Below are 16,425 nucleotides of genomic sequence, written 5' to 3'. Positions count from 1 at the left end.
ACCATAATCAGCTATAAATCATCAGATTTTGCTCTAGTATTAAAATGATAAGTTCATTCAACGAAACACAGACTATATGATTGATGAATTTTAGAAATTGGAATAATAATTGCTTAAGTAAAATTCTCATATGTTCAGGAAAATAGATACGCACACAACTTGTGCTGAACAAGATGAGAAAATTCACAATATGAGTGCATATGATGAAGCATGAAATACCTGAAACGAATTTACCGATCTTACAAGATCAGTATGGTCGTATTAAGCGTAAGTTACGTATTTCGGTGACGGATCGTTGTAATTTTAAATGTGTGTATTGTATGCCTGAACATCCTGAATGGATGAAAAAGCAAGATTTATTAAGTTTCGAATCCCTTTTGGTTTTTTGTACTTATATGGTGAAACAAGGCATTGAGAATATTCGTATTACAGGTGGGGAACCTTTAATGCGACAAGGAGTTGTTCATTTCATCCGTGATTTGCAACAACTAAAAAAAATTGGTTTAAAACGTATTTCAATGACGACTAATGGTCATTACCTAGCGAAGTACGCTGATCAATTAAAAGCTGCTGGTTTGGATGATTTAAATATCAGCCTCGATAGTCTTGATGCAAAACAATTCAAAGCACTAACCAAGAAAGAACTTAATCCTGTACTAGAAGGAATAAAAGCCGCTCAAAAAGCTGAAATCCCTTTTAAAATTAATTGTGTTTTAATGAAAGATCACAATGATGATCAAATTCTACCGATGGTGAAATGGGCAAAAGATCAAAATATTCCATTACGTTTTATTGAGTTTATGCCGCTAGACGGTGATCAACATTGGACAAAAGATGCTGTAGTGAGCGAAGCAGAAATATTAGCGCGATTAAAGCCTCATTATGCTATTGAGCTACTTCAACAAAATCATGAACCAGCACGCCAATATCTATTAGATGATGATTATCGAATTGGCATCATTTCGACGATTACCCACTCATTTTGTGGTGAGTGCGATCGTATTCGTCTAACTGCACAAGGTGAACTATTCAATTGTTTATTTGCTCAACAAGGTTTGAATATCAAAAACGATTTGTTGAACACCATTAAACAACATGTTGGTTTATCTGAAGTGTCATATCAAATGTTAGATCAAAAAATTAAACCTTATATCTGGCATAAGGCCAAAGGTTATCACGCGATACAAAACCAACAAGTACGTAAAATTAGTATGCACATGCTTGGAGGTTAGATTGAAAAATATGGAGAGGGTATGCAAACCATAGAAATTAAAATAGAAGCTTTTGGAGAGATAGAAAGATTACTACCCAAACCACTTCAATTTGAGTTTGCTAAAGAAAGTTTAATTTTAGATGTTTTAAATCATATTGTAGATCGTTATCCAGATGCTACAAAGGCTATGGATAAATGTGCTTGCGCGATAGGTGAAGATATTGTGACACGTCAGACCGTACTAAATTCATCATGCACAGTGGTGCTTTTGTCACCTGTTGCTGGAGGTTAGAAATGCGTGAGTTTTCAAGAGTTCAAGATCAAGCATTAAGTTTAGATATTTTTGATCCTATTCAGTCATTTCCTGAATGTGGAGGGATTGATGTTTTTATAGGAACTGTGCGAAACCATCATGAAGGAAAATCGGTAAAAGCACTTAAATATACCTCTTACACACCTGTCGCAGAAAAGATGATTCGTGACATAGAACAGGAAATTAAAGATAAATATCAAGTTTCTTATGTTCGAGTGATTCATCGTATTGGTTATTTGGATGTGGGTGATACCGCAATTATTGCAATTGCGTATGCTGCGCATCGCCGTGAAGCATTTCAAGCTTGTGAAGAGGCTGTTGAACGAGTCAAGCATGAAGTTCCAATTTGGAAAGAGGAATTTTTCACAGATGGAACAAGCCATTACGTTGAAGGCTGTTGTATTCGAAAAGATACTACTGATAATCTTCAATCGAAAAAGCACTTGAGTTCTCCTTTATCAAAAGCAGAATCAACAACGCATCAGCACCATGAACATTGTGCACATGACCATACACACGATTAAATTTAGGAAGTAGAGATGAAAAATGTTGGGATGAAACCCGAAAGTTATCGTGTAGCTGAAGCACAAGCTGTCTTACATGCACCTGCACATTGTATTCAACTCCTACGTGACGGAAATACTGAAAAGGGTGATGCGCTGAAAACTGCACGTATTGCAGGTATATTGGCAGCGAAACGAACGGATGAGCTGATTCCACTTTGCCATCCATTACCGATTTATCGTGCCGATGTTGAATATGAATTAAATGATGATCATGTCGTAATTTTAACCACTGTAGAAACGATTGGTCCTACAGGTGTTGAGATGGAGGCACTTACAGCTGCCAGTCTTGCCGGTTTAACGCTATATGACATGTTAAAACCACATTGTGAACCAGAAGAACTTTGTTTAGATCAATGTAAATTGCTCAAGAAAAAAGGCGGAAAATCACATTTCAAACGTACATTACGTCAACCTGTTTCTGCTGCAGTGATTGTTCTCTCAGATACTGTGGCAGCTGGTCGAAAACCTGATACGGCAGGAAAGTCAGTTGTTGATACTTTGACAGAAGCTGGTTTTGATCCAATTCATTATCAAATTCTGCCTGATGAATCTGATCAATTAAAGGATCTAGTGTTAGAGCTAAGCAAATCTTATGCATGCATTATGACTGTCGGTGGTACAGGAATCGGGAAGCGTGACATAACGGTAGATACGCTTGAGCCATTGTTAGAAAGAAAATTGGATGGTTTGATGGAGGCGGCGCGTTCTTTTGGACAGAAACGTACGCCATATGCGGCTATGTCACGTGGGGTGGCTGGTTTTATTGATCGTTCGTTAGTAGTGACTTTACCTGGTAGTCGTGGCGGCGCAAGTGAATCAATGGCTGCAATTTTGCCAGCCTTGGTGCATATTTTTGATGTTTGCCGTGATTTTCCACATCCAGGGGGATATGAGTAATGTCAGGATGTGGTGCTGAGAAAGGGTTGATCAGTATTGATGATGCTTTGGCGTTGATTCAGTCAACGCCTAGCGCATTGACGGTTGAGCAACTGCCATTAACCGAGTGTCTGAATCGTTATTTGGCTCAAGATGTGTATTCAGAGGTCGATTTACCCACTTTTTCACAAAGTGCTGTGGATGGGTATGCAATATGTTCATCCTCTGAAAATCTTCAAGATTCAGTATTTGAAGTTATTGGAGAGATAAAAGCAGGAAGTGATCTTGATCATCAACTTCTGCAGGGACAAGCCATACGTATTTTTACTGGGGGTAAGGTTCCAACTGGAACGACACATGTCGCTAGACAAGAAATTGTAAAGATCGAATCAAATAATAAAATCCGATTAGTCGAACATATTCAGCAACAAGCAGATATTCGTTTTGCAGGCGAGGAAATTCAATTAGGTCAGAAGATTGCTGAATGTGGTCAGAAAATTAATATTGGTGCGCTTGCAGCATTGAGTATGATCGGTGTGCGAAGTATTGCTGTATATCGACTACCTAAAGTCGCTGTGCTTGTCACTGGTGATGAAGTTGCTGAAACACCAGAAGATTTAAAAGCTGGCAAAGTTTTTGACGCAAATGGGCCTTTATTGAAAGCATGGTTTGAAGATTACGGCATAGAGGTAAATATTCTGCACATTGCAGATGAGTCTCAACGTGTTACTCAATGTTTTAACCAATTAAAACAACAATATGATGTGATCATCACCACAGGTGGTGTATCTGTTGGGGACTATGATTTTGTCCGTCCTTGTTCATTTGACGCAGGTTTCGAACAAATATTTTGGAAAGTTAAACAAAAACCAGGTAAACCACTTTTCTTCGCCCAATATATTGAAGATGAGCATCGCTGTTTTTTACTTGGATTGCCTGGAAATCCAGCTGCAGTTTATGTTTGCATGCAAATCTATGGCAAGGTTTTATTAGATGCATTGCAAAATCAAGATCAATCAGCCAATTGGTTTAGTGGAACATTAACACACGAACTTAAATCTGATGCACGTGAGCGTTTTTTAAGAATGCAGGCTTATTACGAACATGGACAATTAAAATTAAAAAGTCTAGCTAAGCAACAATCACATATGCTCAGTAATTTAATGCAAGCCAATTGTTTGGTTCGAGTTCCTGCAAATACTAAACTTGAGATTGGACAAGAATTAACAGGTGTATTTATAGTGACTTAATTTTTTGATTACATTATGTAACTAGATTTATTTTTTAGGTGCTGTTGACGAGTTCTGATATTGCATCTAATGAATAAACTGGTTTAGTGTAATATCAGTATTGTTGTTCTTATAAATAATACGGTTCAAGACATGGATGGTGTCTTTTAATACTTTAAAAAATAATTAGGTGATAATAATGAAATGGGAAGAAATCGGTGAGCAACCATGTTCTGTTGCTAGAACACTTTCGGTTTTAGGTGATCGTTGGACAATGTTGATTCTACGGAATGCTTTTATGAGTATACGCCGTTTTGATGATTTCCAGCGCAGCTTAGGGCTAACACGTCATGTGTTATCAGAACGTTTAAAACGCCTCGTAGAGCATGAAATTTTAGTTAAAGTTCCTTATGTAGAACGCCAAGAGCGGTTTGAATATCAACTTACTGAAAAAGGACTAGACTTGTATCCAATCATTCTTTCGATGGTACAGTGGGCTGACAAATGGATGGATAAAGGGTTAGGTAAGCCGATAGAATTTACACATAAAAATTGCGGCAAGAAAATTAGCCCCAAAGTGGTTTGTTCTGAATGCGAAGAGCCTATTCATGTAAAAGATGTAAGAGTTGCAGCGGGACCAGGATATTTCGCGTTCGTGGAGCAAAAGAAGAAGACAGCTTAATTCAAGTTTCTTCTTGTTCTATCTCATGTTTTATTACGTGAGATAGAACTTCAAAAATTTTAGGGTTTAAGCACTGTGCGACGTTAAATCTAATAAAGTTTTTGTAATTTTGATTTTGACTGAAAGCGTTACCAGGCGCTAAAACAATACCCTCTTCAAGACATTTTTGCGCAATTATTGAGCTATCTAGATTTTCATCTAATTCACACCATAAAAAAATTCCTGCTTGAGGTTTTATCCAAGGCCGAATACCTAATTGTTCTAAGTTTTTTATTGTGTAATCCATTGCCTTAGCAAGCCGTATTTTTAAATCTTCGAGGTATTTTCTATAATTGCTATCCGTAAGTGCAAAATAGACAATCTCTGCAGACAGATGATTTCCTCCAAAACTAGTCGCTATTTTTATATCAGTTAAATCCTCTATCCAATCTAACTTACTTGCAATATAACCTGTCCGTACAGAGCCAGAAAGTGTCTTTGAGAAACTACCAATTTGTATGACTCGGCAAAGTCCATCCAACGCAGCAAGTCTAGGGGCTGGATTTAATTCAAGATCAGCGAAAATATCATCTTCAATTACGATAAGGTTAGAGTTTTCGACAAGTTTCAGAATTTGATAAGCCATTGTTGGAGTTAATACAGACCCTGTTGGATTATGAATACCTGAATTGGTGATATACAGTCGGGGATTATAAGTTGTGATGGCATTTGCGAATGCGTCAAGATCGGGTCCTATTTGAGTATATGGAATGCCAATGATCTGAATTTGATGTACTTTTAATAATGCATGAAAATTAAAATAGCATGGATCATCAACTAAAACGACATCATTTGGCTTAAGAAAGTAACGGCAAATCAGATCAATTGCTTGAGTCCCTGAGTCAGTCAGCAGAATTTGTTCAGATAGTGCTTCTATGCCACGAGTAGACAATTTGCGAGAGATCAATTCCCTGAGTGGTCGCAAGCCAAGTGGTGTTGAATAATCGGTCAGAACATTATTATGAGTTCTAGAAACCGTACGAATGGCTTTTCGTATATTTTCGTGTGGCATCCAATCATTTGGTAACCAGCCACAACCCGGTTTTAATACATTTTCTTTTGCTTCTAAAGACTGCCTAGATATCCATAGAGGATCAATATTACGATCAATAAATTTGGGATGAATTTCTGAAATAGACAAAGGTGCTAATGGAGCTGAAACAAAAAAACCGGAACCTGTTTTAGATTCAATGATGCCTTGTGCAGCAAGTCGTTCATATGCTTCAACAACTGTTGATATTGATAAGCCGAGCATTTTGGCTAAAGCACGCACAGAAGGTAGACGTGAACCTGTCATTAGAGAACGTGTTTTAATTTGCTCATTAATATAAGAAATCACAAAATTGATCTTTGTATTCTTCATCTAATATTCGCCAACTGTATTGTGTTTAATACCAATACAGTTATTTAATATTGTACTGTATTGTCTATGGAGCATTCACCTTATCACAGTTTAGATTCTCTTTATAGATTCGGAGAATATGTATGAAAGCTGTGAGTAATGGTTGGTTAAATGGATTTCTTGCAGTTGTGATATTTGCAGGCTCACTACCAGCTACTAAAGTTGCTGTGATGGATATGAGTCCAACTTTTGTAACAGTTGCGAGAGCTGCAATTGCAGGTGTATTGGGGTTATTTTTACTTATTTTATCTGGTCAGAAGTTACCAAAACGAGAGGACTGGATTGGTCTTTTATATGTTGCAATTGGTGTGGTTATTGGCTTTCCACTCTTTACAGCTTTAGCAATGAAATATGTGAGTGCAGCACATACTATTGTTTTTATTGGTTTACTTCCACTTGCTACAGCAATTTTTGGAGTGCTACGTAATGAAGAGCGACCAAGTTTAACTTTTTGGATATTTTCAATCTTCGGCGCTTTAATTGTTTTCGTCTTTATGTTGTTCCAAAGTCATAGTTGGTTATTTAACTATGGTGACTTTCTTATGTTGCTGGCGATTTTATTTTGTGGTTTTGGTTATGCCGAAGGAGGAAAACTATCTAAACATTTGGGAGGTTGGCAAGTGATTTGTTGGGCATTGCTGATCCCGCTTCCCATCATGTTATTTTTTTCCTATTCATATTTACCAGCTAATTTTGAGTTGATCTCGCTGAAAGCTAAATTAGGTTTAGCTTATGTATCGATATTTAGCATGTTGATAGGTTTCTTCTTTTGGTATAGAGGTTTGGCGCAAGGTGGGATTGCAGCTATAGGGCAATTACAACTACTACAGCCTTTATTTGGATTGGCAATAGCATCAATTTTTTTACAAGAACAAGTGAGTCTATCGATGCTTATAGTGACGATTTGTGTAATTGTGTGTGTTGCTTGCGCCAAAAGATTTTCTTGAATCAGAAATATTTACAAACAATTTGCAGGTTTGGGAACACCCGCCAATCGGCTTAAGTGGCGTGCAACTAAACCTGTATTGAACTTCTGCTGTAGTTCAGCATTGTTAATCTCAGGGTTTACCGTTTTCATTAAAAATTTTATTAGTGGTCGGGTAGCTGGAGAATGTCCAAACTGTTGATAAAACTGACGTACAGCATTTAAAACCTCAAAATGCCATTCTGTAAGCTCCAAATCTAATGATTTAGCAAGCTCCTTAGCAACTTCATGGTTCCAAACGGTATAGTCAACTAAATGTCCGTCTTGATCTAGTTCTAATTGCATAAAATAGCCTAAGCAAAAATTAAAAATATCTTATTTAAGTGTAATACAATGATGAAATTCTAAAACTAAATCAGCAAAATCAGAGTATTGCAAAATGTTGATTTGCGTGTGATTAGTCTGATTTAGTAAATTAACATCTGAATCTAAACAATATATGCTCCGATAATTATTAAAAATTTCATCAGGTACAGCTAACAAAGCTTCACCCATGATCACGATCGGGTCGTCAACTAATGCAAATTGATATAGTTCGCTCCAAACTTTCGCCAGATTGCTATATGGTGCCTGAATGATAATTAATGTTTTTTTGTTCATGGGGAAATCTCAATCACCAATATAAGACATGATCAAATGATCGAACGAATTCTGGAAGCAGGTTAACCAGTTCTATATCTTGATCAGAATTTTGAACCTCATGACGATCTTTATTTTTTTCTTCAATCAGAATTGGTGTCAAATCATAAAATTCAAAACTTTCCACCATATTGGATGCAATTTTAAAAGCATCACGGAATTGATTAAATTGTAGCTTATTGTTTAGTAGGCTAATTGCAGCGTCTTTGAATAATACTTTGACAGATATACCAAAGGTTGCTAAAACCATAGTAGCAGATAAACTTTCGTTGATTTGCAAACTGGTCAAATTGGGCTGCGTTAGGATGACGAGTACAGTTTTCACACAATTTACCTTTTAAAAGCAACACTCTAATAAAGAACTTAGAATTAAAATTGAATTAACCGCGAACAGCTTTGCACAGCATCAGCTAATTCACCGAGACCGACTAACTCAAATCCTTGAGCTAAGTTGTGATGTTGTAGCGAATGACGTTGCGCATTGTCCGCATCAGTGATTCCTCTAGCGAGAGCAGCACTGACACAGACAGGGAGTCGAATACCAAGTTTTTGCCATTCATGTTTCAAATTACGTTGATCATCAGGAAACCACTGAAAATCATTCGCGACTTGAACACCATCTTGGTAAAAGAAAACACGAAACTCTTCATGCTTGTCTTGCAATGCTTGAGCTAAACCAAAAGCATGCCAAGCGATGATAGACGTTGGTGCTGAGGTAATTAATAGTAGTGTACTCATTGAACATTCACTATAGCTATAGTCGGCAAATGATGGACATATTAAAAAGAAGGTAAGTATACAATGATTTTGGTGACAGGTGGTTTAGGCTTTATTGGTTCCCACATTGCCTTGAGTTTATTGGCTCGAGGTCATGAGATCGTCATTGTTGATAACTTAGCTAATTCTACATTGCAAACGTTGGAACGCCTAGAGTATATCTCAGGTATGTATATACCATTTGCCAAGCTCGATGTCCGAAATACACCTGCATTAAATAAAGTCTTTGAGCAATACTCAATAGACACTGTTATTCATACAGCAAGTTTTAAATCTTTAGAAGAATCAGTGTTAAAACCACTTGAATATTATAACGATAATGTCAGTAGTATTATGAGCTTACTCCGTGCGATGCAACGGATGGGTGTTCGGCAATTAGTTAATATTTCCAGTTTAGCCGTTTATGGTAAATCGGATGATCAATTGATAGAAGACACGGAATTTAATTATACCTATTCAAATCCATATATTCGTTCGCAACAAATGGTTGAAGACATCATTGCTGACACTTACAAAGTCGACCATGATTGGAAAATGGTAAATCTAAGATTGTCTAATATTGTTGGTGCATTTGAACATGGGGTTTTAGGGGAATACGTTCCGCAATTGCCCAAAAATATCGTACCTCTCGCTTTGCAGGTTGCTGCGATGCAAAGAGAGTGCATTGAACTCCAAAATCAGGCAAATACTACTGATGGTACTGTTGAGCGAAGCTTTTTACATGTATTGGATGCTTGTGATGCTGTATTAGCATCTTTACATTGGTTATCAACTCAACAAGGATGTTTAGAGAGTTTTAATATCGCCCATAATGATTTAACTTCAATAAGCAAATTAATTGAAGAAATTAGTAAAGTAACCAAAATGGAGATACGCGTGCAGCCGGCTGTTTATCAACATGAGGAGCTTAGTCAGCTTGGGGCGAATATCGATAAGGCTGCGAAAATATTGAATTGGACTCCTAAGCGTTCTTTAACCCAGATGATTGAGGATGAATGGAGATTTTATCTCAATATTTTGAAGGGCAACTAATAAATAATGATTCTTATTTACATTTATAGCTACTTTCATTAGGATAGAAATATAAGCCAAAGCACCATCCGCTCTAGCCCATTTATAAAAGTTTATTGATTGAATTTGAGGTGTTTTATGCAAATGCGAATTGAACATGACACGATGGGTGAGGTTGCAGTTCCAAACAATGCTTTATGGGGGGCGCAAACTCAAAGAAGTTTGCAAAACTTCAAAATAGGAAATGAAAGATTACCAAGAGCAATGATTAGTGCGATGGGGCTTGTAAAGAAAGCCGCAGCAATAACTAATGCTGAGTTAAAACAACTGCCTCAAGAGTTAAGCCAATATATCGTAGATGCTGCTGAAGAGGTGATTGAAGGCAAGTGGGATGATCAATTTCCACTTGTAGTGTGGCAAACGGGCTCGGGTACGCAAAGTAATATGAATTGCAATGAAGTGATTGCAAATATTGCAAATCAGAAGCTTGGTCATGCTTTAGGTACCCAAAATCCTGTACATCCAAATGATCATGTAAATCGAGCTCAATCGACAAACGATTCTTTTCCTACAGCGATTCATGTTGCTGCCGCACTTCAAATTAATGAATTATTAATCCCTGCCGTTGAGAAGTTAAAAGATACTCTGCACGCTAAATCAGAAGAATTTAATGTCATTGTGAAGATTGGACGTACACATTTACAAGATGCAACGCCGCTTACATTGGGTCAAGAATTTAGTGGCTATGTCTCACAGCTTGAACATGGACTTAAGCGTTTAAACCAGGCATTAGCTGGTTTGTATGAATTACCACTTGGTGGAACGGCTGTTGGCACTGGGTTGAATGCTCATCCAGACTATGCAGTTAAAGCAGCTGAACAATTAAGTGGTTTGACGGGACTACCTTTTATAACAGCACCTAATAAGTTTGAAGCATTGGCAGGAAGAGATGCTGCCGTATTTGCCTCAGGTGCTCTAAAAACACTAGCTGTCAGCCTAAACAAGATCGCCAATGATATTCGATGGTTAGCCAGTGGACCACGCTGTGGATTTGGGGAGTTGCGGATTCCTGAAAATGAACCTGGCTCTAGCATTATGCCTGGTAAAGTCAATCCAACTCAAAGTGAAGCTATGACGATGGTTGTTGCTCAAGTGTTAGGAAATGATACGACGATCAATGTCGCAGGTGCATCGGGTAATTTTGAGCTAAATGTTTTTATGCCTGTGATTGCCTATAATCTTTTACAATCTATTCAATTGCTTGGCGATGCTTGTAATAGTTTTAACGATCATTGTGCAGTAGGAATTGAGCCAAATCGAGATAAAATTGATCATTTCTTGCATAATTCATTAATGTTAGTCACAGCACTTAATCCTGTGATTGGTTATGAAAATTCAGCCAAAGTAGCTAAAACAGCATATAAAGAAAATAAAACCCTTAAGCAGGTCGCTGTAGAACTTGGTTTAGTCTCCGAAGCACAATTTGATGAGGTAGTTAAGCCAGAAAATATGGTCTCTCCAAACACAAAATAAAGCACTTTAAATATATCAAGAAGGAAACCTCACTTTGCTGAGGTTTTTTATGAGTAGTTTTTATAAAGTGAACTGCGTACAATACGCTTTTGATTTATTTGACTGTTGCTTTGTTATGCTCAAAATCTATTTAACAGATACTCAAACCCATATCCAATTTTCAGATATTCCAAATGAAAATCCTGTTAAGTTTCTGTTAAATTTAAAAAAAATATTTCCTAGTACAGCCGATCTATTATTACCTGTACTACCTGAAGACAACAATTTAGAAAACGTAACATGGGAAGCTACATCGAGTGATTTTGATGTATTTAAAAAGCTTGTTGAAGGTTGGGGAATTATTGAGCTACGCCTAAGTGCAATCACAACATATAAAGATAAAAATTTTGCGAATGATTTAGTGAAGAAAGCGCAGATCAGACGTAAGCAAATTTCCCAAAAGCATCCTCAGTTATCATTGATTGAGCTTGATTATATTTTAATGCACGAAATCCATGCTTTGATTGATGCTGAATTAGTAATGATTGGAGAAAAATTCTATTTACCTAAGTTAAGAGAACTTTGGAAAGGAAATTTCTCTGAACAAATTTTGCAATGCAAATTCTAAAAATCTAAAGCAGACAAATCGTCTGCTTTTTTTATTCTTGAGCAAATTTAGAGTAGAATAAAGAACGACCTACAAAGAATTACAACATATTCATGTCCGTATTTCACTACGGCATATATATTGCTTATAGGGATATAAATATTATTGCGGGAGAGAAGTTCTTCAATGAACTCGCCGAAGGAGCAACGACCCCGGAAACTCTCAGGCAAAAGGACTGTAATAATATAAATACAATCTGGAGAGCAGTGCTCTTAATGTAGAAACAACACAATCTATTTTCTACACAAAACACTCACCGAAGGGGAAGGCTTAATGATTAATTGGTAATCATCTGCCGAAACTCTCAGGTACCATGACAGATGGGGCTATACAAAAAAGGAATGCTTTGCATTTCTAGGAGTTAGCTATGCCTCATGTTGTTGTTATTGGTGCGGGGATTACGGGTGTAACGTCTGCATATGAATTAATAAAATTAGGTTATCAAGTGACGGTAATCGATCGTCATCTATTTCCAGCAATGGAAACCTCTTTTGCGAATGGGGGGCAGTTATCCGCTTGTAATGCTGAAGTCTGGAATCAAAAAGCAACAGTGCTAAAGGGCATTAAATGGATGAGTAAAAAAGATGCACCATTGTTGCTCAATCCTTCATTCAGTGTGCATAAATATCGTTGGTTGGTCGAATTCTTAACACATATTAAAAACTACAAAGCAAATACCATTGAAACAGTGGGTTTAGCACTTATGGCTAGACAACGTCTTTTTGAGGTGGCTGAAAAAGAGAATCTGTCATTTGATCTTGAAAAGCGTGGCATTTTGCACATGTACCATACAAAAGAAGATTTCGAAATTGCAAAAAAAGTGAATGATATCTTAGTAGAAGGAAAACTTGAGCGTAATGCAATCACTCCAGAGGAAATGAGAGCAATAGAGCCTACGTTGACTGGAGATTATTATGGTGGATATTACACAGCTGGAGATGCGACTGGAGATATCCATAAATATTCAGTAGGCTTAGCACAAAAAACTGAAGAATATGGTGTTAATTATCGCTTTGGATTAGATGTTGTAGACGTAAAATGTTTACAAGACAAAGTGATTATTCAATGTAAAAAAAGCTCTGAAAATATGGATGCTGAATCTGAAGAGCACACTGAAATTGAAGCGGATTTGATTGTTGTGTGTGGTGGTGTGGGAAGTTATCAGTTAGCAGATATGCTTGGAGATAGCGTCAATGTGTATCCAGTGAAAGGATACTCAATCACAGTGCAACTCAAAGATGAACGTAGTGTCAAGAATGCACCTTGGGTCAGTCTGTTAGATGAAAGTGCAAAAATTGTGACATCACGCTTGGGTGCAGATCGTTTCCGTGTGGCTGGTACAGCTGAATTTAATGGCTATAACCGTGATATACGTGCTGATCGGATTCAACCATTAATCAATTGGGTTAACCAAAATTTTGATATTTCTACAGAGCATTCAGTACCTTGGGCGGGATTGCGTCCAATGATGCCAAATATGCTGCCTGTCGTTAAGCAAGGTCGACAATCACGTGTTTTCTATAATACGGGACATGGACATTTAGGATGGACATTATCAGCAGCTACTGCTGTGATTATTAGTCAAGAAATCTCACAAAAATTTCCAAACTAAATTAAAAATGCCGATGTTTATACATCGGCATTTTTTCATAATTCTTCTTAATCGTATAAACGATATATTCCTGTAAAACGCTCACATCCTTTTTGATCACTTTTAATAACAAGTAGAGCTTTTTGAAAATCAAACTGATATTGGCATTTCTTTTCATTATCAATAATTTGGTTCTTTTTTTCGGGTGTGCTGTATGCAAGCAGAGACATAGTTTGAGTTTCAATGCGATTGTTTGGATTGCGGTAGGCTATACCTTCAATTTTTAGCTTATCTTTATCAAGTTGATGAATCTTTAAATGCACAGGAAGCTCAGACAATCTACCATTCTCAAATTTTAAATAATGTTGCGTGAGCGTTTGATTCATCGATGTATAAAAGTTCAAATCATCAAAACGCAAATCAAATTGTTGCTGAAAACATGTCTTTGATTTGCATTGTTGAATTTGATTAAGCCAGAGTTTTTGCGTGTCGTGTAAAAGTTGCAAAGGTGCATCTGTAACAAGATAAGCTGTTAAAAACTTATTATTTAGCTTTTGAACATTATCCGAATGTTGCTGTAAGCAAATTTTCTTTCCTTGAAATTTGCTATTAGTACAATCGATAGATTTCGCGTACACAAATGTTGAGCAAAAACAACTCAATGTAATAATGTAACCCGTTTTCTTTAATTGATTTCTTACAGTGTTAAACAGCATAATCACTTATACTTTCAGTCTAATTTGCTCAACGTACTATAGCGAAATAGAAAGCCTGAATACAAGATTTGTTCGGTATATTGTAAAAGGAAAATCATATGGTTGCTCAAATTCGTATTGGACAAGGGATCGATGTACATGCGTTTGAAGAAGGTGACTTTGTAACTCTAGCAGGTATTAAAATTCCACATACTCAGGGTTTAAAAGCACATTCAGATGGTGACGTTGTATTGCATGCGCTTTGCGATGCGTTATTAGGTGCATTAGCATTAGGCGATATAGGCCAGCATTTCCCAGATACTGATCCACGATACAAAGGTGCTGATAGTCGAGTTTTGCTCAAGCATGTGTATCAGTTAATCTTAGATCGAGGTTATCATCTAAATAATGCAGATATTACAGTTGCATGTGAGCGTCCAAAGCTTGCTAAGCATAATTTAGAAATGCGCCAATCTATCGCGGATGTTTTAGATGTGGATGTGACGCAAATTAGTATTAAGGCAACAACAACAGAACAGCTTGGATTTACTGGTCGTCAAGAGGGTATCTTAGCGACAGCGACGGTTTTAATTTCTCATCAAGTAAAATGATTTGTATTAATCAGTGACTGTTCTAGTTCTAATGTTGATTTTCTTCCTTGTAGCTGTAATGAAACACTGTGAATTAGACCAGTCCAAGTTTCATTAGGTTCCCATACCTGATGAAGTAACTCTTGGGCAGTTGGCATATCCATATCCATATAATACTGACGATATAAATAAATCAAACAACTCGCACGCATATTTTTTGCGCAGTGTAGCCAGACAATTTCATTTTTAACAAGATGATCTATTAAATCTAAAACAAGTAAGCATTGATCAGAGCTTGGAACTTCCCAGTCAATTGGAATGTGTATGTAATTCAGCCCGATATCTAAGCAAATTTGATCTTGGTGATTGAGATGATCTGCAGATTTACTAGTAGATAGATTAATAACGGTACTGCACCCATATTCTTTAATATGATGAAGTTGATCTATAGTGGGTTGCGCCGAGTTAAATAAGTGCTCATGGACAAAGGAAAAGTGTGGTACTTGTGATAAAGCTTGTTCTAAGGAAGTCATAATATCTACTATTTAATTAGTTTGCTTCTCAAAATATGAGAAATTTACACTAAAGTATTTAATCTAATATACGTCTTTTACTTCAAGTCTTCAATTTTTGTCAAAAAAAACAGCATCAATTGATGCTGTTTTTTTCATTTAGTCTTTCTTTAAATTTTCATTAAGCAAGAATTCCATTAATGCTTTTTGTGCATGCAAACGGTTTTCTGCTTCAGACCAAACCACAGAGTTTTTGTGATCAAGCATATTTTCTGAAATCTCTTCGCCACGATGAGCAGGTAAGCAATGCATAAACAAACAGTCTGGATGTGCCAAATCCATGAGTTTTTCATTTACTTGGAAGTCAGCAAATGCTTTTTCTCTTAATTTTTGCTCTTCTTCTTGCCCCATGCTTGCCCAGACGTCTGTCACGATCAGATCTGCATTCACTGCTGCATCTTCAGCTTTATTGAAAACTTCAACACAGTCGGCAAATTCAGCTAAAAATTCAGGTTTCGGTTCGTAACCTTCTGGAGATGCAATTTTGAGTTTGAAACCCATCATGTGAGCAGCTTCGATATACGAATTACACATGTTATTGCCATCACCAATCCATGCAACTGTTCGACCTTTGATACTACCTCGATGCTCTTCATAAGTTTGCAGATCTGCAAGAAGTTGGCAAGGGTGATGATCGTCAGTGAGACCGTTGATTACAGGTACAGTAGAATAAGACGCAAAGCGCTCTACGATGTCATGACCGAATGTACGAATCATAACGATATCTAGCATGCTTGAAATTACACGAGCTGAATCTTCAATTGGTTCGCCACGACCAAGCTGAGTATCGCGCGGAGATAGGAAAATGGCATTACCACCGAATTGGCAAATTCCAGCTTCGAATGAAATACGAGTACGTGTACTTGATTTTTCGAAGATCATTCCCAAAACTTTACCAACAAAAGGCTGGAATACCGTATTGCTATGTTGCATGCGTTTAAGTTCATGAGCACGATCTAAAATGCGTTGCAATTCTAAAGAAGACAGGTCTCTTAAAGTCAGGAAATGCCGAAGCGCCATAATTACTCCCACAATAATTATTGAATAAAAACAATAATTAAATGTT

The 16,425-nt window shown here is 37.0% G+C and carries 20 protein-coding genes and 1 riboswitch; of the genes, 12 read left to right on the top strand and 8 right to left on the bottom strand.

Going from position 1 to position 16,425, the window contains the following annotated elements; all coding sequences use genetic code 11:
* Positions 1-194: 194 nt before the first annotated feature.
* From moaA to ACSC97_RS01495, 6 genes are all read left to right on the top strand, one after another.
* Complete coding sequence (gene moaA / locus ACSC97_RS01520; RefSeq protein WP_418133844.1) at positions 195-1,232, top strand: GTP 3',8-cyclase MoaA; 1,038 nt, start codon at positions 195-197, stop codon at positions 1,230-1,232.
* A gap of 21 nt (positions 1,233-1,253) precedes the next feature.
* Positions 1,254-1,505 carry a MoaD/ThiS family protein gene (locus ACSC97_RS01515; protein ID WP_004638937.1) on the top strand — a complete coding sequence of 84 codons (252 nt, stop codon included), beginning with the start codon at positions 1,254-1,256 and terminating at the stop codon, positions 1,503-1,505.
* A gap of 2 nt (positions 1,506-1,507) precedes the next feature.
* The gene (locus tag ACSC97_RS01510; RefSeq protein WP_075696445.1) at positions 1,508-2,050 is read left to right on the top strand and encodes a molybdenum cofactor biosynthesis protein MoaE; all 543 of its coding nucleotides are present in this window, start codon (positions 1,508-1,510) and stop codon (positions 2,048-2,050) included.
* A 15-nt stretch (positions 2,051-2,065) separates the two neighbouring features.
* Entirely contained in the window at positions 2,066-2,989 is a 924-nt protein-coding gene (gene moaCB, locus ACSC97_RS01505; protein ID WP_075696446.1) for a bifunctional molybdenum cofactor biosynthesis protein MoaC/MoaB, read from the top strand.
* Complete coding sequence (locus tag ACSC97_RS01500; protein WP_436658953.1) at positions 2,989-4,218, top strand: molybdopterin molybdotransferase MoeA; 1,230 nt, start codon at positions 2,989-2,991, stop codon at positions 4,216-4,218. Before moaCB ends, ACSC97_RS01500 begins: the two co-directional genes overlap by 1 nt.
* A gap of 178 nt (positions 4,219-4,396) precedes the next feature.
* Positions 4,397-4,879 carry a winged helix-turn-helix transcriptional regulator gene (locus ACSC97_RS01495; RefSeq protein WP_436658951.1) on the top strand — a complete coding sequence of 161 codons (483 nt, stop codon included), beginning with the start codon at positions 4,397-4,399 and terminating at the stop codon, positions 4,877-4,879.
* Between the two features lies 1 nt (position 4,880).
* Here the strand turns inward: ACSC97_RS01495 and ACSC97_RS01490 are convergent, their stop codons facing one another.
* Positions 4,881-6,281: a PLP-dependent aminotransferase family protein gene (locus ACSC97_RS01490; RefSeq protein WP_436658949.1), complete on the bottom strand. Its 1,401-nt coding sequence runs from the start codon at positions 6,279-6,281 to the stop codon at positions 4,881-4,883.
* 122 nt (positions 6,282-6,403) lie between these two features.
* Here ACSC97_RS01490 and ACSC97_RS01485 point away from each other — a divergent pair, with 122 nt between their 5' ends.
* Positions 6,404-7,267, top strand: a complete 864-nt coding sequence (locus ACSC97_RS01485; protein ID WP_436658947.1) for a DMT family transporter — start codon at positions 6,404-6,406, stop codon at positions 7,265-7,267.
* 11 nt (positions 7,268-7,278) lie between these two features.
* Here the strand turns inward: ACSC97_RS01485 and ACSC97_RS01480 are convergent, their stop codons facing one another.
* Genes ACSC97_RS01480 through tusD form a run of 4 tightly spaced genes read right to left on the bottom strand, consistent with a single transcriptional unit; the run spans position 7,279 to position 8,682 of the window.
* Entirely contained in the window at positions 7,279-7,590 is a 312-nt protein-coding gene (locus tag ACSC97_RS01480; RefSeq protein WP_039047884.1) for a TusE/DsrC/DsvC family sulfur relay protein, read from the bottom strand.
* A 30-nt stretch (positions 7,591-7,620) separates the two neighbouring features.
* Positions 7,621-7,905: a hypothetical protein gene (locus ACSC97_RS01475; protein ID WP_042890704.1), complete on the bottom strand. Its 285-nt coding sequence runs from the start codon at positions 7,903-7,905 to the stop codon at positions 7,621-7,623.
* 13 nt (positions 7,906-7,918) lie between these two features.
* Positions 7,919-8,269, bottom strand: coding sequence for a hypothetical protein (locus ACSC97_RS01470; RefSeq protein ID WP_004915593.1), 351 nt, complete (start codon positions 8,267-8,269; stop codon positions 7,919-7,921).
* 44 nt (positions 8,270-8,313) lie between these two features.
* Entirely contained in the window at positions 8,314-8,682 is a 369-nt protein-coding gene (gene tusD, locus ACSC97_RS01465; protein WP_004954585.1) for a sulfurtransferase complex subunit TusD, read from the bottom strand.
* A gap of 63 nt (positions 8,683-8,745) precedes the next feature.
* Here tusD and ACSC97_RS01460 point away from each other — a divergent pair, with 63 nt between their 5' ends.
* From ACSC97_RS01460 to ACSC97_RS01445, 4 genes are all read left to right on the top strand, one after another.
* Positions 8,746-9,753 (top strand): SDR family NAD(P)-dependent oxidoreductase, encoded by a 1,008-nt coding sequence (locus tag ACSC97_RS01460; protein ID WP_004915596.1) that lies wholly within the window; start codon positions 8,746-8,748, stop codon positions 9,751-9,753.
* A 117-nt stretch (positions 9,754-9,870) separates the two neighbouring features.
* A complete protein-coding gene (gene fumC, locus ACSC97_RS01455; protein WP_436658943.1) occupies positions 9,871-11,265 on the top strand; it encodes a class II fumarate hydratase in 1,395 nt (464 codons plus the stop codon).
* Between the two features lie 115 nt (positions 11,266-11,380).
* Complete coding sequence (locus ACSC97_RS01450) at positions 11,381-11,872, top strand: hypothetical protein (protein WP_005402678.1); 492 nt, start codon at positions 11,381-11,383, stop codon at positions 11,870-11,872.
* Between the two features lie 137 nt (positions 11,873-12,009).
* Positions 12,010-12,099, top strand: a riboswitch (glycine riboswitch).
* A 179-nt stretch (positions 12,100-12,278) separates the two neighbouring features.
* Positions 12,279-13,523 carry a D-amino acid dehydrogenase gene (locus tag ACSC97_RS01445; protein ID WP_212638314.1) on the top strand — a complete coding sequence of 415 codons (1,245 nt, stop codon included), beginning with the start codon at positions 12,279-12,281 and terminating at the stop codon, positions 13,521-13,523.
* Between the two features lie 47 nt (positions 13,524-13,570).
* Here ACSC97_RS01445 and ACSC97_RS01440 read toward each other — a convergent pair whose 3' ends face one another.
* Positions 13,571-14,218 (bottom strand): A1S_1983 family putative colistin resistance protein, encoded by a 648-nt coding sequence (locus ACSC97_RS01440; protein WP_436658941.1) that lies wholly within the window; start codon positions 14,216-14,218, stop codon positions 13,571-13,573.
* Positions 14,219-14,316: 98 nt separating this feature from the next.
* Here ACSC97_RS01440 and ispF point away from each other — a divergent pair, with 98 nt between their 5' ends.
* Positions 14,317-14,808, top strand: coding sequence for a 2-C-methyl-D-erythritol 2,4-cyclodiphosphate synthase (gene ispF / locus ACSC97_RS01435; protein WP_004915605.1), 492 nt, complete (start codon positions 14,317-14,319; stop codon positions 14,806-14,808).
* Here the strand turns inward: ispF and ACSC97_RS01430 are convergent.
* Positions 14,796-15,320, bottom strand: a complete 525-nt coding sequence (locus ACSC97_RS01430) for a protein tyrosine phosphatase family protein (RefSeq protein WP_436658939.1) — start codon at positions 15,318-15,320, stop codon at positions 14,796-14,798. The two genes, ispF and ACSC97_RS01430, sit on opposite strands and share 13 nt — an antisense overlap.
* Positions 15,321-15,458: 138 nt before the next feature.
* Positions 15,459-16,379, bottom strand: coding sequence for an ornithine carbamoyltransferase (gene argF / locus ACSC97_RS01425; RefSeq protein ID WP_004954568.1), 921 nt, complete (start codon positions 16,377-16,379; stop codon positions 15,459-15,461).
* Positions 16,380-16,425: the final 46 nt, after the last annotated feature.

The organism is Acinetobacter sp. P1(2025), assembly GCF_051390655.1.
GTDB classification, from domain to species: Bacteria; Pseudomonadota; Gammaproteobacteria; order Pseudomonadales; family Moraxellaceae; genus Acinetobacter; species Acinetobacter junii.
The sequence above is the reverse complement of the archived record's forward strand: the minus strand, read 5'-3'. Positions and strand labels throughout refer to the sequence as shown.

Coding starts and splice junctions, on each gene's coding strand:
- moaCB (WP_075696446.1), top strand. CDS start 2,066: ATGAAAAATGTTGGGATGAAACCCGAAAGTTATCGTGTAGCTGAAGCA.
- ACSC97_RS01450 (WP_005402678.1), top strand. CDS start 11,381: ATGCTCAAAATCTATTTAACAGATACTCAAACCCATATCCAATTTTCA.
- ACSC97_RS01445 (WP_212638314.1), top strand. CDS start 12,279: ATGCCTCATGTTGTTGTTATTGGTGCGGGGATTACGGGTGTAACGTCT.
- ispF (WP_004915605.1), top strand. CDS start 14,317: ATGGTTGCTCAAATTCGTATTGGACAAGGGATCGATGTACATGCGTTT.
- ACSC97_RS01430 (WP_436658939.1), bottom strand. CDS start 15,320: ATGACTTCCTTAGAACAAGCTTTATCACAAGTACCACACTTTTCCTTT.
- ACSC97_RS01495 (WP_436658951.1), top strand. CDS start 4,397: ATGAAATGGGAAGAAATCGGTGAGCAACCATGTTCTGTTGCTAGAACA.
- ACSC97_RS01485 (WP_436658947.1), top strand. CDS start 6,404: ATGAAAGCTGTGAGTAATGGTTGGTTAAATGGATTTCTTGCAGTTGTG.
- ACSC97_RS01500 (WP_436658953.1), top strand. CDS start 2,989: ATGTCAGGATGTGGTGCTGAGAAAGGGTTGATCAGTATTGATGATGCT.
- fumC (WP_436658943.1), top strand. CDS start 9,871: ATGCAAATGCGAATTGAACATGACACGATGGGTGAGGTTGCAGTTCCA.
- ACSC97_RS01480 (WP_039047884.1), bottom strand. CDS start 7,590: ATGCAATTAGAACTAGATCAAGACGGACATTTAGTTGACTATACCGTT.
- ACSC97_RS01475 (WP_042890704.1), bottom strand. CDS start 7,905: ATGAACAAAAAAACATTAATTATCATTCAGGCACCATATAGCAATCTG.
- tusD (WP_004954585.1), bottom strand. CDS start 8,682: ATGAGTACACTACTATTAATTACCTCAGCACCAACGTCTATCATCGCT.
- ACSC97_RS01490 (WP_436658949.1), bottom strand. CDS start 6,281: ATGAAGAATACAAAGATCAATTTTGTGATTTCTTATATTAATGAGCAA.
- ACSC97_RS01460 (WP_004915596.1), top strand. CDS start 8,746: ATGATTTTGGTGACAGGTGGTTTAGGCTTTATTGGTTCCCACATTGCC.
- ACSC97_RS01515 (WP_004638937.1), top strand. CDS start 1,254: ATGCAAACCATAGAAATTAAAATAGAAGCTTTTGGAGAGATAGAAAGA.
- ACSC97_RS01510 (WP_075696445.1), top strand. CDS start 1,508: ATGCGTGAGTTTTCAAGAGTTCAAGATCAAGCATTAAGTTTAGATATT.
- ACSC97_RS01440 (WP_436658941.1), bottom strand. CDS start 14,218: ATGCTGTTTAACACTGTAAGAAATCAATTAAAGAAAACGGGTTACATT.
- argF (WP_004954568.1), bottom strand. CDS start 16,379: ATGGCGCTTCGGCATTTCCTGACTTTAAGAGACCTGTCTTCTTTAGAA.